The sequence below is a fragment of the uncultured Streptococcus sp. genome (assembly GCF_905372115.1).
Taxonomy (GTDB): Bacteria; Bacillota; Bacilli; order Lactobacillales; family Streptococcaceae; genus Streptococcus.
Genome location: NZ_CAJPNR010000010.1, coordinates 19,274 through 34,043 on the forward strand (window position 1 = coordinate 19,274; position 14,770 = coordinate 34,043).

The 14,770-nt window shown below is 43.3% G+C and carries 16 protein-coding genes; 4 read left to right on the plus strand and 12 right to left on the minus strand.

The annotated features are described in order from the left end of the window. Window positions 1-125 precede the first annotated feature (125 nt). From QZ169_RS04505 to QZ169_RS04550, 10 genes are all read right to left on the minus strand, one after another. Complete coding sequence (locus QZ169_RS04505) at window positions 126-542, minus strand: DUF3021 domain-containing protein (RefSeq protein WP_295505093.1); 417 nt, start codon at window positions 540-542, stop codon at window positions 126-128. A gap of 10 nt (window positions 543-552) precedes the next feature. Further along, entirely contained in the window at window positions 553-1,008 is a 456-nt protein-coding gene (locus QZ169_RS04510) for a LytTR family DNA-binding domain-containing protein (protein WP_061410523.1), read from the minus strand. 22 nt (window positions 1,009-1,030) lie between these two features. After that, the gene (locus tag QZ169_RS04515; protein ID WP_295505094.1) at window positions 1,031-1,876 is read right to left on the minus strand and encodes an ABC transporter permease; all 846 of its coding nucleotides are present in this window, start codon (window positions 1,874-1,876) and stop codon (window positions 1,031-1,033) included. Between the two features lies 1 nt (window position 1,877). Beyond that, the gene (locus QZ169_RS04520; RefSeq protein ID WP_295505095.1) at window positions 1,878-2,744 is read right to left on the minus strand and encodes an ABC transporter ATP-binding protein; all 867 of its coding nucleotides are present in this window, start codon (window positions 2,742-2,744) and stop codon (window positions 1,878-1,880) included. Window positions 2,745-2,894: 150 nt separating this feature from the next. Next, complete coding sequence (locus tag QZ169_RS04525) at window positions 2,895-4,895, minus strand: ABC transporter permease (protein WP_295505096.1); 2,001 nt, start codon at window positions 4,893-4,895, stop codon at window positions 2,895-2,897. After that, on the minus strand, window positions 4,876-5,655 hold the full coding sequence (locus QZ169_RS04530; RefSeq protein WP_002899832.1) for an ABC transporter ATP-binding protein: 780 nt from the start codon (window positions 5,653-5,655) through the stop codon (window positions 4,876-4,878). Before QZ169_RS04530 ends, QZ169_RS04525 begins: the two co-directional genes overlap by 20 nt. A 171-nt stretch (window positions 5,656-5,826) precedes the next feature. Continuing rightward, on the minus strand, window positions 5,827-6,582 hold the full coding sequence (locus QZ169_RS04535) for a TraX family protein (protein WP_295505098.1): 756 nt from the start codon (window positions 6,580-6,582) through the stop codon (window positions 5,827-5,829). A gap of 149 nt (window positions 6,583-6,731) precedes the next feature. Next, window positions 6,732-7,112 carry a class Ib ribonucleoside-diphosphate reductase assembly flavoprotein NrdI gene (locus tag QZ169_RS04540; RefSeq protein ID WP_295505099.1) on the minus strand — a complete coding sequence of 127 codons (381 nt, stop codon included), beginning with the start codon at window positions 7,110-7,112 and terminating at the stop codon, window positions 6,732-6,734. A gap of 11 nt (window positions 7,113-7,123) precedes the next feature. Beyond that, the gene (locus tag QZ169_RS04545; protein WP_295505100.1) at window positions 7,124-8,104 is read right to left on the minus strand and encodes a sensor histidine kinase; all 981 of its coding nucleotides are present in this window, start codon (window positions 8,102-8,104) and stop codon (window positions 7,124-7,126) included. Continuing rightward, entirely contained in the window at window positions 8,088-8,774 is a 687-nt protein-coding gene (locus QZ169_RS04550; RefSeq protein WP_295505101.1) for a response regulator transcription factor, read from the minus strand. Before QZ169_RS04550 ends, QZ169_RS04545 begins: the two co-directional genes overlap by 17 nt. A 148-nt stretch (window positions 8,775-8,922) precedes the next feature. Between QZ169_RS04550 and QZ169_RS04555 the strand changes: the two genes are divergently transcribed. Beyond that, window positions 8,923-10,137 carry a DUF2974 domain-containing protein gene (locus QZ169_RS04555; RefSeq protein ID WP_295505102.1) on the plus strand — a complete coding sequence of 405 codons (1,215 nt, stop codon included), beginning with the start codon at window positions 8,923-8,925 and terminating at the stop codon, window positions 10,135-10,137. Window positions 10,138-10,295: 158 nt separating this feature from the next. Beyond that, window positions 10,296-11,492: a ferric reductase-like transmembrane domain-containing protein gene (locus QZ169_RS04560; protein ID WP_295505103.1), complete on the plus strand. Its 1,197-nt coding sequence runs from the start codon at window positions 10,296-10,298 to the stop codon at window positions 11,490-11,492. Between the two features lie 151 nt (window positions 11,493-11,643). Here QZ169_RS04560 and QZ169_RS04565 read toward each other — a convergent pair whose 3' ends face one another. Further along, window positions 11,644-12,204, minus strand: a complete 561-nt coding sequence (locus QZ169_RS04565) for a hypothetical protein (protein WP_295505104.1) — start codon at window positions 12,202-12,204, stop codon at window positions 11,644-11,646. 285 nt (window positions 12,205-12,489) lie between these two features. Between QZ169_RS04565 and QZ169_RS04570 the strand changes: the two genes are divergently transcribed. Together QZ169_RS04570 and QZ169_RS04575 are read left to right on the plus strand one after the other, a co-directional pair. Further along, on the plus strand, window positions 12,490-13,017 hold the full coding sequence (locus tag QZ169_RS04570) for a DUF2975 domain-containing protein (RefSeq protein ID WP_295505105.1): 528 nt from the start codon (window positions 12,490-12,492) through the stop codon (window positions 13,015-13,017). A 12-nt stretch (window positions 13,018-13,029) separates the two neighbouring features. Then, a complete protein-coding gene (locus tag QZ169_RS04575; protein WP_002894739.1) occupies window positions 13,030-13,239 on the plus strand; it encodes a helix-turn-helix transcriptional regulator in 210 nt (69 codons plus the stop codon). Window positions 13,240-13,293: 54 nt separating this feature from the next. On the opposite strand, the gene lacG is transcribed toward QZ169_RS04575, so the two are convergent. Beyond that, on the minus strand, window positions 13,294-14,700 hold the full coding sequence (gene lacG / locus QZ169_RS04580; protein ID WP_002899825.1) for a 6-phospho-beta-galactosidase: 1,407 nt from the start codon (window positions 14,698-14,700) through the stop codon (window positions 13,294-13,296). Between the last annotated feature and the right edge of the window lie 70 nt (window positions 14,701-14,770).

The following is a 14,770-nucleotide window of genomic DNA, read 5'->3' on the forward strand; positions in this document are numbered from 1 at the left end:
TCTCTAGTATACCACAAAGCAAATCTCCGAGCTTCTTCAGATAAAAAACCACCTCCTGAGGTGGTTTTTATACATACAAACTATTTTTCATTATATTCTTGCTAGAAAGTTTCATTAGCCTTGAACTATCTTAGTTCTTTTTCCTTTCTGCGCTTAGCCAAGGCACTGTTAATCTTCTTGGTCTTAAGATTTGTATCCAAGTAAAGAAAGAGCCATACAAAGAGATAAATCAGAATAAAATCCAGCCAGAAATGACAGCTGGCAATTAAAAATCCCCAGTTATTATAGACCATGAAACAGCATACTAAGACTGCGACAGCGACAAAATGCAGTAAAATCGAGACTAAAAAAGAGAAACGGTCTTCAAGAGTTTTTAAAATTGAACTGATGATCCCAATCAAACCGCTCATCACCATGACACTGATGATATTACTAGTTGTGGGCGGATGTTTTTGAATAGAGAAAGCAAGGACAATCAGATAGACTGCACTCCCTGTCTGGATGCCCATTAATATAGCGTGTAGACATTTTTTTATACTCATCACTTACCTCCTAGATTCCCAGATATTCCATCAAGAGCTTGACATAGCGACGGCTGACTTCGGTCTTGATTTGATTGGTCAGCTTAGCCGTCATATTGCCAGAAAAACTGTCAGACAAAGACTCCAGATGGTCAATATTGATGACAGCATGCCGAGAAACCTGGATAAAGTTCGAGCTGCTAATCCGCTGCTGAAAGCGAGTCAAGGTCTCTGTTGTCTGGTAGATGCCTTCTCTGCTGTAAATCATTAGAGTTGTCTGGTTGATGTCTGCTAGGATAATATCTTCAGTCTTCAGCATGACCAGTTTATCATCCGACTTGATAGGCAGGACGCCACTTGGCCCTGCCTTGTACTGCTCTAAATAATCTAAGATGGCCTTGGCTTCTGCCGCTAGCTGGTCTGCCTTGACCACAACCAGCGGATCCTTGGATGAAATGGTTGGATCTGTTTCAAATTTTGCTTGCAAGAGGAAACTCCCTATTCACATTCTATTGTAGTTTCAGCCGGCGGATGGCAATCATATTTTGCACCATCCAAATAAGCGCTATTGCAACTAAAACTATTCCAACTATATAGAAAGTTTCTGTCCTTGTCAAGAGCTCCTGCCATTCAATGCGAATTCCCATTGTTTTTTCAAAAGCTGCTCGTGACTGGCTGCTATTAGTAAAAGTATCTGCTAGACTTTCCTTCATGAGAACCTGTCTAAATAGAGATGTCATGTAGTTAGAAGGAGTGAGCTTCATTAGATTTTGCGCCATTTTCGGCAAGATTCCAATGGGGATATAGGTTCCCACTAGAAAACCAGAGGTAGCTCCGACTGCTGTCGCCAATTTACCCAGACTATCCACTGATTTGAAACATTGAACAATCAGAGCATTTATCAGTGTGGCCAAGAGGCTATTTAAGAGCATCAAAAGAACCAGATAAGGAAGGATTCCCCACTCAAAGGAAATTTTATCCGCCAGCGTAAAATAGCTGAGCATAAAGGCAAACATAATGACCTGCATCAAAAAGCCGATAATGACAGAGCTGACAAGATAACTAAGCTGCAAGCCCCATGGTCCCAAGTCTGTGATAAAGAGGTCGTCTGTCACCTTCCGCTCCCGGTCTTCGACCTGCCGAGAGAAAGCCGCCAATGTGGTCGTTAATCCTGTAACTGCCAACACGCCGCCAATCAGCCACAAGTCCATCAGCTGGCTGGAATGGTCTTTGTAATTATTTTTCAAAAAAACGATATAAAGCACAAAGGGAATAATGGCTCCGAAGAGGGACAAAATTACCCCACTGCGGTTGCGAAAATAAAGTAAAAAATTACGTTTTATCAAAGCTAGCATATTAGCGTACCTCTCTTCCTGTCAGTGCCATAAAGGCATCGTCCATGGTTCCGGGTTGGAATTCAAATTGTTCGATATAGGGACCAGCCTGAGCCAATAAGGTCAGTGCTTCTTGAGTCGTTTTAGGGTGGAGGATAAATTCCCCTTCCTTGACTTGCTCCCAAGCGCAGCCTCTTGACAAGCTTTTCTCTAAACCTGCTGCATCTTGGCTCAAAATCCGTAAAACATTGCGAGCGTAGCTTCCCTTAATCTGGTCTGCAGATCCTTTGGCAATGACCTGACCATGGTCTACGATATAGATCTTATCCGCATCATCAGTTTCATTGAGATAGTGGGTTGTCAAGACAATGGTCATCTGCTCTTCTTTCTGAATCTGCTTGAGCAGGCTCCAGATACTCTCCCGAGTCTGAATGTCCAGGCCTGTCGTAGGCTCATCTAGAAAAAGTAGGTCAGGGCTATTGAGCAGGGCTCGCGCAATGTCCACCCGACGCTTTTGGCCACCAGACAGTGTCCCATAAGGCTGCTTAACAAAGGCTGACAAGCCCAGCTGAGAGACCAAGCGCTCGATTCTACCTGCCGGCATTTCCTTGTACTGCTTGGCTCTGATGGTCAGATTTTCCAAAACTGTCAGCCGGTCGTCCAATACACTGTTTTGGAAAACCACACCCAGCCTAGGCTTTTCAGCATAGCAAATCTGCCCGGATGTCGGCTGCAAGAGCCCTATCAGCATCTGAATGATTGTGGATTTTCCTGCACCATTAGGGCCTAGAATAGCTGTAAAACTGCCTCTCTCAATCTGAATATTCAGATCATTGACTGCCACCTTATCGCCATAAACCTTGCTAAGATTTTTCGTTTCTACTAACATGATCTTTTCTCCTTTTCTTTACTTCTGAGACTATGATAGCAAGTCTTTTTTGAAAAATCTCAGCTTTTTGGACAAGCGGTAAAATGAGGGAGATGAGAGGTGAAAATCCAGACATCAAAAAATCCCCGACCAGAGGTCAGGGATTTGCTCTTAGCGGGCGACAATCTTGCGGTAGCTTCGTGAAGTCAGAAGGAAGACCAGAATATAGGTCAGGAGGAAGACTCCGCAAGTTGCTAGTGTTGTCTGAATTAAGAGAGAAAGATTGGTCACACCCAATAAAGCAACTATCAAGCGCAGCATATGAAAAACCGCTGCTACATGTAGAAAAGCAAAGATGAGAGGTAGGAAGAAAACAGTCAAGATTTGCTTGCGAATGGTACTTCTAGTCTGCTTTTCATCTAAACCAACTTTTTGCAAGATGATAAAGCCATCGCGATCTTCATATCCTTCAGAGATTTGCTTGTAGTAAATCACGAGAACAGCTCCTAGGAGGAAGATAACCGAGAGGAAGACTCCGATAAAGAGCAAAGTTCCAGTAAGTTCTTGATAGCTCTTTTCTGCACTATAACGGTCACTAGCCATTGCGAAGCTACCATCTTGAGCTTGTTCCTGATCCAAAGTGTCCCTCAACCCCAGTTGGACTTGCTCGACAAACTTTTTACTGCCCTTAGTCTCTGAAGCAACTCCAATGTAGTAGTAATGATCCACATCGAGATTAACCTCTTTGCTATCATTGACCACCATATAGAGACCCTGCTCCATGGTCACATCGTTTGGATTAGGAATTTCCCCATGCGTGAAATTCGACGATAAAAGCTGCTTAATCTTCCAGTCCTTACCATTCACTCGGAGTGGCTTGTCCTTATTTAAGGAAATATTTTTTCCATAGACAAGAGTTTCATCGTCTGCCAGGTCTATCTTTTCCCCTGTCATTTTTTCATAATCCTGACGATTAATGACCGTAATCGTGCCTGCAGACTTGGTCAAGATACTTGTATCTGACTCCAGCTCTCTTTGCATTGGAACTGTCACATCATTACCAGCCAGTTTCATAATGAAGGCTGATTGGTAGAGATAGGTAGTATAGCTTGGCTTCTTCAGATCTGTGTCCTGAGCGACTTGCTGGACCTTGTCTAACAGAGCCTCCTTCTGATCGGTCGATTTCGGCAAGACCACGCTGACATTGTAATCCTTTGGATGCAAGGTAGTAATATAATCCTGACCTCCAACATAGATATTGATTGTACCAACCAGAGTCACTAAGAGCATGGTAGATAGAATGGAGATAGTTGCCAATCCTGCTGCATTTTTACGCATCCGCGAGATGAGATTGGAAACAGAAATGAAATTTTGCGTTTTGTAATAGTAGCCTTTGCGCTTTTTGAGAAATTGTAATAGTGTAATTGAACCTGCATTAAAAAGCAGATAGGTTGCTAGGATAACCATGACCACAGCTATAAAGAAATTGCCGATAGCAGTGACAGGTTTGGTAACGGTCAAAGCCATATAATAAGCCACACCCATGAGCAGGAGCCCCAGCAATGTTTGCAGAAAAAGGAAGCGTCCTTTCTTCTCGCCTGCTTTCTTTTCTTTCATTAGGTTAAGAGAGCTATAGCGTAGAAGTCGGGTAGAGTTGAGCAACAAAATCACCGCAAAAGCGACACCTAGACTGATTAGAGTCATCCCGACGTTCTGCCATTGGAAGGTCGAGTCAAGAACTGCCGGCATTCCCATCAATTTCAAAAGGACTGCGTAGAGCATCTTATCTAAAGCTAGACCAGACAAGATACCCAGACCAACTGTAGCCAGATAAAAGACACAGAGTTCAAAGAAGGTCATGACTAACAGATGCTTTTTCTCCATACCCAGCAGACTATAGACTCCCAACTCTCGGGAGCGGTTTTTCATGACGAAACTATTAGCATAGGTGATAAGGATAAGGACGGCAATCTGAATGACATGGATACCAAACTGCAGGGTCATGCGAGCAGCTGCACCGCCATAAGAGGCCTCCATGTTGGGGCTATGAGTTAGTGAGACAAAACTATACAAAATCGCTGTTGCCAGTACCGTCGCCAAAGCAAATGGATAATACAAACTGCGATTTTTAACCAGATTGGACAAAGCCAGTTTACTCGTTAGTTTGAACATAATTGCCCACCTCACTTGCCATAACTGTCAGAGTATCGGAAATCTCTTGGAACATCTGCCGCTCGGTCTTGTCGCCACGGAAGATTTGATTATAAAGAATTCCATCCTTGATAAAGAGCACCCGCTTGGCGCGGCTAGCCGCTGCAGTTGAGTGGGTCACCATGAGAATGGTTTGACCGCGGGCATTGATATCGTCAAAGACATCCAACAACGCTGCCGAAGACTTGGAATCCAAGGCTCCTGTCGGCTCATCCGCCAGCAGAATCTCAGGATCTGTGATGATGGCCCGAGCTACTGCTACCCGCTGCTTCTGGCCACCGGAAATCTCATAAGGAAACTTCTCTTGCAGCTTGTTAATCCCCAGCTCATTGCAGGTCGTAACCAGCTTTTGCATCATCTCGGTAATGGGACGACGAGAGAGGACCAGAGGCAGGAGAATATTATCCTTGACCGACAGGGTATCCAGCAGATTGAAATCCTGAAAGACAAAACCTAATTTCTCCCTACGGAAGCTGGAAGCCTGACTGTTTTTGATGGTTGCTGTGTCAGTTCCGTTGAGAAAGACACGGCCCTCAGTCGGCTTGTCCAACATGGCTAGGATGTTAAGCAGGGTGGATTTCCCGGAGCCTGACTCCCCCATGATGGCGACATATTCGCCTTTTTCTACCGTAAAGTGAATGTCTTTCAGTGCCTCTACTTGGCTGCCCTGAAAGCGGGTTTTATAAATCTTTTTTACGTGTTGTACATCTAATAATGTCATCTTGCTTCCTTTCTGTCTAGCAGGCACCTATCAAAGCCCTGCTTTTAGCAGCATTTATAAACTGCTTCCTAATTGATAAGTCTATTTTATCTCAATACCAACCGCCCTGCCATAACCTAAGCTTACATTTTAAAGTGCAATCTTACAGTTTTGTAAGATGTGAGATGGGCTTTATTTTACCCAAAAGGCGACCAAGGCAATTAGCCAAAGGTGGGCTGGATAGAAAATATAGAAGAAATATTTGCTCCACTTGCTGCTGGATCCTCGCTCACCATTATAGAAGTGCAAGAGAGGAAGAACACTGATAAAGAGCCAATCTGAATTATAGAGCAGCATTGATAGCGTATCCTGCAGAGTTGGATAAATTTGAATACTCATGGCAAAGAGAACTCCCCCCCAGGCTACATAGGACAAGTTTCTGAAAAAGACTTGATTTCTAAAAAGGTAGGTCAAGAGCATGAAAGGAAGCAGAGCCATGCCGCCTTCGCTAAAGAGAAGCCCAGCCAGCAAGACTAATACTCCTGCTGTCAGCCGCAAACCACGCTTCCCATCCTTAGTAGCTCCGCCATTGTCAGAAAAGCCAAAGAAAAGACTCAGCATGAGGACACCGCAGGCCAAGGTCAGAAAGATATTGTGAGTGAGGTAGATGCCCTTCTCCTGAAAGAGAAGCGTCAGGATACAGTTTCCTGTCTGCATCAGGGCTGCCCAAAAGAAGAGCCGCATATTGTAAGCCAGGCGGTTGCGAGTGTGGAGAAAGCCTTCCACTGCCATGAAGGCAAATGCTGCTCCGACACAGCGGGTTAGGGCATGCAAGACGCCATCCCAGCCCTCCGGCACCAGCCCCGGTATCTGACTGATATGGTCAAAAACCATAAGAAATGCCATGAAGAGCTTCAACTGAAAAGCATTTATACCTTTTGATTTCATTTTTCTGTCTCCTTCTTATTTCTTGCCTCTATGATAATAAAAAAGAAAGGTCGGTACCATAACCTAACCTTTCATTTGCTAGTTTTATTCTTACAATTTTGTCACTTTTAAAAATCATGCAGGAGCATCCGTCAAAAATAGCACAAAACCTAGTGGCTTTTATGAGAACTTTCTTCTGTATGCAACTGTTCTAAAAAGCCTTTGACCGCTTCTCGGTCTGCTTCCGTTCCAGAACCTTCTATGTTACGGATATGGCGGAGGCCGTACTGCTCCACTATCTTATCCGTTGCCCCGCAAAAGGTCCGCGGATAACGCTTCTGATTGCCATTGATGACAAAGCCTTTGATTAGATGTCTGTTCTTTCTGATGAAGCGCTTGGTCGTCCACGGAATCTGCCCAGCACCGCTATTTCTGCTGACTAAAATACAGGGTTCCTCCAGCTTTTTCCAGACTGACTGGCTAGGCAGTTCCAGGCTTTGAGCAAACTTCTTGCCCAAACCAGTCAGGCTATCATAAACCACTACTAGCAACTTTCTTCCTCCTACTCAAAGATCAATTTCTTCTCAGGAAAGGCGATGGAGACCGTCGTTCCCCGACCAACTTGAGAGTCAATGGAAATCTTGTGTCCCAGCTGGTCAGCAATTTTCTTGGACAGGTAAAGGCCTAAGCCTGATGACTGCTGGGTCAGACGACCGTTGTAGCCTGAGAAACCGCGCTCAAAAACCCGTAGCAAATCAGCATTTTGAATCCCCAGACCCGTGTCTTTGATGTAGAGGCTACCCTCTTGAAAATAAATCTCTATGCTGCCTTCTTTGGTGTATTTAAGACTATTGGACAGGACCTGCTCCAAAATCACTAGAAACCACTTTTTATCAGTGACAATCGTGTGGTCTAGATCATGAAGATTGAGACTGAGTCCTTGCTGAATAAAGAAAAGAGCGTATTTCTTGACTACTTCCCTGACCAAATCAGCCAGATTTTCCTGCTTCAGAACTAGATCATCATGGAAGCTTTCCAGACGGAGGTACTGGAGCACCAGATGAACGTAGGATTCAATCTTGAAGAGCTCCTGCTCCAACTGAGACTTGGCTTCCTTATCCTTCAAATCTCCAATCAAAAGTGAACTGGCTGCAATAGGTGTCTTGACTTGATGAACCCAAAGAGTATAGTAGTCCAGCAAATCATTGTATTTTTCCTGCTCAACCAAGAGCTGATTCTTCTGTTCGTACTCCAGCTCTTCCACTCGTTCCTGCAAGAGCTTTTCTAGAGGAGTCTGAGCCTGAGCGGAGACCTGTAGCTTCTGGCTGCGATAGCTCTTAAAGGCCGTCCAAGCATCTGCTCCGATAAACAAGAAAGACAGAAAAGCCAGCAAGAGCGCGACATATTCCAGCAGACTGCGGTAAGCATCAAAGACAAAGGCAAATAGAAGAATAAAGCCTAGCAGCAGAATCAGCAGAGCTAGAAAAAATCGCCGCGAATAAAGGTAAGACTTAAGAAAGAAAAATTTATCCTGTGTGTCCATTGATGAGACCGTATCCTATTCCTTTTTTGGTTTCGATGAAGTTTTTCAGTCCGTGCTCTTCAAGCTTCTTACGCAGGCGAGCCACATTGACCGATAGGGTATTGTCATCGATGAAAAAGTCACTGTTCCAGAGTTCCTTCATCAGATCATCACGCGCTACGATACCATCTGCGTGCTCAAAGAGGACCCGCAAAATCTGAAATTCGTTCTTGGTCAAGGTCACCACTTTGCCATCAAAGACCAGATCTGTCGACTTGAGATTGAGAATGACACCCTGATGCTCCAAGAGACTCTGGTCGTTTCCAAACTCATAGGAACGGCGCAGCAAGCCCTGAACCTTAGCCAGAAAGACATTATTGTCAAAAGGCTTGGTCACATAGTCGTCTGCCCCCATATTGATAGCCATGACAATGTCCATGGACTGATCGCGGGAAGACAGAAACATGATAGGCACCGTTGAAATCTTGCGGATTTCCTGACACCAGTGATAGCCGTTAAACAAGGGCAGGCCGATATCCATCAGTACCAAATGCGGCTCCTCTCGGACAAAGACAGTCAGCACATCCATAAAGTCCTCTACTGCCACTACCTGAAAGCCCCATTGTTCCAGCATTTTCTTAACCATCTGACGAATGACTGGATCATCTTCTACTAGTAAAATCTTGTGCATCTTTCCCTCCCGATTTCTTGCTAGTAACATTATACCAAAAAATGCGCTTGCTTGTTTATCATCCTCAGTCTAAGGTAGGATTTTTCTGGAAAAGAGAAATTCTAGCAAAAAATATGCTATACTAACTAGTAGAAATTGGAGATATAATATGAGCAATATTTTTACTTACCTTGAAGAAGTGCAGCATGACAGTATTTATGATAAACCTTTTAATGAACTGGATCTGCTAATCCTGACAGAGCTAACCTACTTGCCTTTTGACCAGCTGGTACATGAAGATATGTCCCCTTACTGCGACTGCCGGCTGCTGGATTTGGCCGATCAAGTACCGCGCGACCTCTCCATGATGGTCAGCAAAAACCGACTGAAACTGCTAGATTCGGCCGCAGCCTCTACCCGTTTTAAAAATCTAAAACTGATGGGCTATGTCAATGACGTTGACCAAGATATCCAGAAGCAATTCGCTGCCTTGATGTTCAAAATCAAGCCTGATACCTATGTTCTGGTCTTTCGCGGTACGGACGACTCCATTGTCGGCTGGAAGGAAGACTTCCACATGACCTATATGGATCAGATCCCTGCTCAGAAAATGGCCGCCCGCTACCTGCAGAAGGCCTTAGAAAATCTGCCCGGTAACTTTATCCTAACCGGCCATTCCAAAGGAGGAAACCTGGCTTCTTATGCAGCCAGTCAGATGGAAACGTCGCTTCAAGACCGTATTGAAGCCATCTACAGTTATGACTCTCCCGGTCTCAATCACTTTGTCACCGAAAGCGATGGCTATCAGGCTATGGTTGAAAGGATGAAACGCTACCTGCCTCAGAACTCCATCGTCGGCATGATGCTGGAAACACCTAAGGAAGCTAGGATTGTCAAAAGCAGTGCCATCGGCGGCTTTGCCCAGCACGATACATTTTCATGGAAAATCAAGGGAGACTCTTTCCTATTGCTGGATACACTAGATGCAGAGAGCCTACAGATAGACAAGACTTTTAAAAATTGGGTGAGCACCGTTTCAGATGAAGAACTTAAAGACTTTTTCGACCTCTTTTTCGGACTGATTTTGGATGCTGGTATCCAGTCTGTCGATGAACTGTCCAATGTTGAAAACTTTAACAAAGTCCTTGATATCCTGAAAAATGCTAAGTCTCTAACAGACCAAGAACGTGACATGCTGCTGCGCTTGTCCAAGCTCCTACTGGATATGCGTGTCCAAAGCTGGAAAGACTCCATTAGCTTGCCTAAGCCTTCTGCTATTGGCAAGGATATCCGAGAAAACCTATCACGCTGGAGCAAGCAGTTGCCTTTCGGCCAGTCTGAGACTGACAAAAAGGAAGAGACTGCCGCAGAGGTTCAAGAGTAAAATCAAAAAAGTCCTCTATAGCTTATCTAATGGCAGACTTGGCCTATCCATACCAAAAACAAAACAAGCTCTTATCTTGACAGCTTGTTTTTTCTTTGTTAGAATGTAACAAATTCATTTACAACTAAGTAGTGATAAAAACCAGAAAGGAAACCATCATGAAATCTATCAAAGGAATCGCCCTTATCGCTATCAGCATAATCCTGACCATCTATGCTTGGGCTTCAGCTGGAATGACCAACTTTATCGTACCCGGTCTGGCCTTGACCACCCTTTCGCTGACCTTTTTACTTGCGACTCGGAACGCCCTTTTGGAAAAATGGTTCCATGGCATCGAAAAGATGTATGCTTATCATAAGTTTACCGCTATCTTTTCCGTCGTTCTTCTTGCTCTCCACAATGTTGCCATGGGCGGCAGTCTCTGGGGCTCTCATCTGGCAGCCCAGCTTGGTAATGTTGGAATCTATCTCTTTGTCAGCATTGTTCTGGTGGCCTATCTTGGCAAGCACATCAAATATGAGGCTTGGCGCTGGATTCACCGCTTTGTTTATTTGGCCTATATCTTTGGTCTCTTCCACGCCTATATGCTGATGGGCGGTCGACTCCTAACACCGACCTTACTAGGTTTCGTAGTCGGATTCTACGCTATCATCGGTTTAGCCTCTGGCTTTTACATCATCTTCCTCTACCAGTCTCTTGCCTTTCGCCATCTGGGAAAAATCCTGCAAGTCAAGCGCCTCAACCACGATACCGTGGAGTTGAAGATCCAGCTTAGTCAAAAGCTAGACTATCAGTATGGGCAGTTTGCCTTTGTCAAGATTTTCCAAGAAGGATTTGAAAAAGCGCCGCATCCATTCTCTATCTCTGGCGGCCATGACAATATCATCTACTTTACCATCAAGGACTCTGGTGACCACACTAAGAAACTTTATGACAAGATCCAAGAGGGAACCAAGGTCACCATTGACCGAGCTTATGGTCACATGATTCTTGACCAGGGGCAGGAAAAACAAATCTGGATTGCTGGTGGGATTGGCATTACGCCCTTCATTTCCTATATCCGCGAAATTACTAATCTGAATCGTCCAGTCAGCTTCTACTACGCTTATACTGGAGCAGAAAATGCTGTTTACCTAAACCTACTCAAAGACTATGCAGCCAAGAATCCGCAGTTTGACCTTCATTTGGTCGATAGCAGGGTCTCTGGCTATTTAGACTTCAAAAATTATCCTCTGGATGACAAAACCACCGTCTTCATGTGCGGACCTGTCAGGATGATGGATAAACTAGCCAACGAATTCAAAAAGACCAATCCTAAAGCAGATCTGGTCTATGAAGGCTTTAAGTTTAAATAAAGAGTATAAAATATCAGGAGCAACAATAAGGTTGCTCCTGATATTTTATTGTCTAGTAATGGATGGAGCTGAATCAAGATACAGATTGGGAGGTCTGCCTGATTCGGAAGAATCTTCTCCAGAGAATAAGGATCAATTTCAATAGCTGATATTACTGTTTTTTAGGCATATTTGAAACAAAAATATAAGACATTTTCAAAACATTTACCAGTTTATCACGTTTCTCTTTTAAGTTTTGCAGGAACGGATCCCGTACTTCTGCTGGAACTTCTAAATCATCTGAACCATACTGAGATAATTGATCACTAAGAGTCTGTTTGGATTCCTCAAAAGCTTTCAAACTTGCTTCCGCTTCTTTGTCAAAATCTGTTCTTTCAGACTCAGGGAGTTTTTCTCTAATTTCTCCACTATATTTGATGTAATTATCCGCAAGCTTATTATAGACGGTTTTCAAATCACCAATTGTTGTTGCATTAGCGATTTCTTCGTCTGTAACCAAGACAAAATCAGGCGTTTCTAAATTAGCACTTGACGAAGTACTTGAGCTGCTTGAGTTACTTTCTTTACTGCTTGATTTTGAAGACTTCTTAACTGAGCTAGAAGCAGCCTTGCTTTCTGAAGATTTAGAAGTAACGGATGAATGATTATTTGAACATGCTGCTAAGGTAACTGCTGCTAAAAGAGCCACGCTGGCTGAAAAAATTTTTTTCATTTTTGTCTCCTTAAATAAAAAGTAAATTTATTATAGAATAAAAATAAAGTGCTGTCAAAAATCCGACTATTTTTTAAAGAAATCAAAAATTCCCATTTTTTCCTCCTTGAATTAATTTGAAAACTTTATGGCACAAGAAACAAGTAATGGCTTTTATGATAAAAGGGTATATATTTTATCGTTTTTCGATATATTTTTCTTGAAATACAATAAAAAATAGATTATAATAAGAATAAAAGGAAAAGAAAATCTACTGCCGGCTGATTTTCGATAGAGGTAAGCATCATGAAAAAGATTGAATTAAAAAATAACTCTTTGCTCAAAGATATCGTTACTCTACTGAATCTTATCATAGTGGGTTATGCTGCTATTCTGGTGTTTCTTACTATCCTAAGTGTGATTTCTTACACCGGTCTTTCCGACAGGTTGGGAATAAAGCTCAATGTTCAATTTCTGCCCTCGGTTGATTTTTCAAATTTGTGGAGTATTTTAGCCTTTGTTATAAATCTTCTCACAGCTTCTTTGACTATTTATCTCATCTATCTTGCTCGTAATTTCATCAAAAATTTGATTGGTGGAAAGATTTTTGATTCATCAAACACGCAACTAGCTGATAAGGCATGGAAAGTCTTTTTGGCTCTGACCTTTCTTTCCGTTAAGGTTGCTGCATCAGGCAATCCCATTGCCCTCCCCTTCTCTTTTAACGCCAGTATGAGCTTTACACCTCTCTTGGGCGCTCTGATTATTTGGCTGATGATGAAAATTCTAGAAAAGGGGATTGATATAGCTGAAGAAAATGAATTTACCATCTAGGAGGCTGCTATCATGATTATCGTTAATCTTGATGTCCAGCTGGCCAAGAAAAAGATGAAACTAGGTGAACTGGCCGATATCATCGGTATTACCAACGCCAACCTTTCCATTCTCAAAACGGGCAAGGCCAAGGCTATCCGCTTTAGCACCCTCAATGCTATCTGTCAAGCCCTTGATTGCCAGCCCGGAGACATCCTAGAATTTACAGATGATGAAGAATAAAAAAACTCCCGTCTTAGCCGATTCCATTCAGCTAGGAGGGGAGTTTTTATTTGCCTATTCAATCATTTGTGTTTCGGCTAGTTTCTTATACCAGTGAGCGGATTTCTTCGGATAGCGTTCCTGCGTTTCGAAGTCTACGTAGAATAAGCCGTAACGCTTTTCATAACCGTTAGACCAAGAAAAGACATCCATCAGAGACCAGATAAAGTAGCCCTTGACATTAGCCCCGTCCGCAATCGCATCGGATAAGACTTCCAGATGCTGCTTGACGTAATCAATCCTAGCATCGTCGTAAACTGTATTGTCCACAAATTCATCTTTATAACCCAGACCATTTTCTGTGATATAAATCTTCTTGTAGTTTGGATAATCCTTCTTAATCCGCATGATCTGATCATAGAGGCCTTGCGGATAGATAATCCAATCCCAATCAGTTTTCGGAATATGGGTTGGAGATTCTCTGCGCCCTACACCCTTAATCTGGTACTTGGAGCTTCCCTTTTCGCCTTTACCGTTATGGATAATTTCTGTTTCACCGTCAAAGTCGCGCATCCAGTCACTCATATAGTAGTTGATGCCAAGGAAGTCATTGAGGTCTTTAGCTGCTTCTAAAGCCGCAAAGTCTTCATCTCGCAGATCGAGCTGACCACCATTGACCTTAAGGATATGATTCACTCCTGCCAGAGTTACATCTGAATAGTGCCCCAGATAAGTCGCATCTAGGATAAACTTGTTATGAATAATATCTTCCAACTCTGCTGCTCTGACATCTGCTGGATTTTCTGGGTCGTAAGGGTATTTTGTCGGCAGGGCATGAACGACACCGATTTCACCCTTGTAGCCCTTGTCCTTATAAAGCTTAACTGCGCGGGCATGGGAGACCATCATGTTGTGATGGGATTGAAAAACCTTGGCTAAGTCATACTGAATCCCCGGCGGGAATTTTCCAACTAAGTACTGACCATCACCAATAGGACCAATTTCGTTGAAAGTTGTCCAATAGCGAACTTCTGGAAATTCTTCAAAACAGAAAGCCGCATAGTCCACAAAGTGCTCAATATTTTCTCGATTGAGGAAATCGCCATTTGAATGAAGGGCCTCTGGTGTATCAAAGTGGTGAAGGGTCACAAAAGGTTCTACATGACGCTTGTGGCATTCTGCGAAAAGATTATGGTAAAATTCCACACCTTTTGGATTGACCTCGCCATAGCCTGTCGGAAAAATCCGTGACCAAGCAATGGAAATCCGAATCCCATTGACACCATACTCTTCAGCCAATTTCAGATCCACAGGGTATTTGTGGTAAAAGTCACTGGCAGGTTCTGCCGTGTACCAGTAGTTATCCTCTAGGTATTTATCCCAGGCAACAGGTCCTTTTCCATCTGTGTGGGTTGCTCCCTCAGCTTGATAGGCTGCTGTGGCACCACCGAAAATAAAATCTTTAGGTAAGCTTTTTGTCATCTTATTTTCCTTTCAATAACATTTGGAGAGTGGGACAGAAATCGGTAATTCGTTAGAATTCGATTTCGTC

Bases quoted from the DNA above. Each gene is read 5' to 3' on its own strand.
- QZ169_RS04505 (WP_295505093.1), bottom strand. From the start codon at position 542: ATGAGTATAAAAAAATGTCTACACGCTATATTAATGGGCATCCAGACA.
- QZ169_RS04515 (WP_295505094.1), bottom strand. From the start codon at position 1,876: ATGCTAGCTTTGATAAAACGTAATTTTTTACTTTATTTTCGCAACCGC.
- QZ169_RS04520 (WP_295505095.1), bottom strand. From the start codon at position 2,744: ATGTTAGTAGAAACGAAAAATCTTAGCAAGGTTTATGGCGATAAGGTG.
- QZ169_RS04525 (WP_295505096.1), bottom strand. From the start codon at position 4,895: ATGTTCAAACTAACGAGTAAACTGGCTTTGTCCAATCTGGTTAAAAAT.
- QZ169_RS04530 (WP_002899832.1), bottom strand. From the start codon at position 5,655: ATGACATTATTAGATGTACAACACGTAAAAAAGATTTATAAAACCCGC.
- QZ169_RS04535 (WP_295505098.1), bottom strand. From the start codon at position 6,582: ATGAAATCAAAAGGTATAAATGCTTTTCAGTTGAAGCTCTTCATGGCA.
- QZ169_RS04545 (WP_295505100.1), bottom strand. From the start codon at position 8,104: ATGGACACACAGGATAAATTTTTCTTTCTTAAGTCTTACCTTTATTCG.
- QZ169_RS04550 (WP_295505101.1), bottom strand. From the start codon at position 8,774: ATGCACAAGATTTTACTAGTAGAAGATGATCCAGTCATTCGTCAGATG.
- QZ169_RS04555 (WP_295505102.1), top strand. From the start codon at position 8,923: ATGAGCAATATTTTTACTTACCTTGAAGAAGTGCAGCATGACAGTATT.
- QZ169_RS04560 (WP_295505103.1), top strand. From the start codon at position 10,296: ATGAAATCTATCAAAGGAATCGCCCTTATCGCTATCAGCATAATCCTG.
- QZ169_RS04565 (WP_295505104.1), bottom strand. From the start codon at position 12,204: ATGAAAAAAATTTTTTCAGCCAGCGTGGCTCTTTTAGCAGCAGTTACC.
- QZ169_RS04570 (WP_295505105.1), top strand. From the start codon at position 12,490: ATGAAAAAGATTGAATTAAAAAATAACTCTTTGCTCAAAGATATCGTT.
- QZ169_RS04575 (WP_002894739.1), top strand. From the start codon at position 13,030: ATGATTATCGTTAATCTTGATGTCCAGCTGGCCAAGAAAAAGATGAAA.
- lacG (WP_002899825.1), bottom strand. From the start codon at position 14,700: ATGACAAAAAGCTTACCTAAAGATTTTATTTTCGGTGGTGCCACAGCA.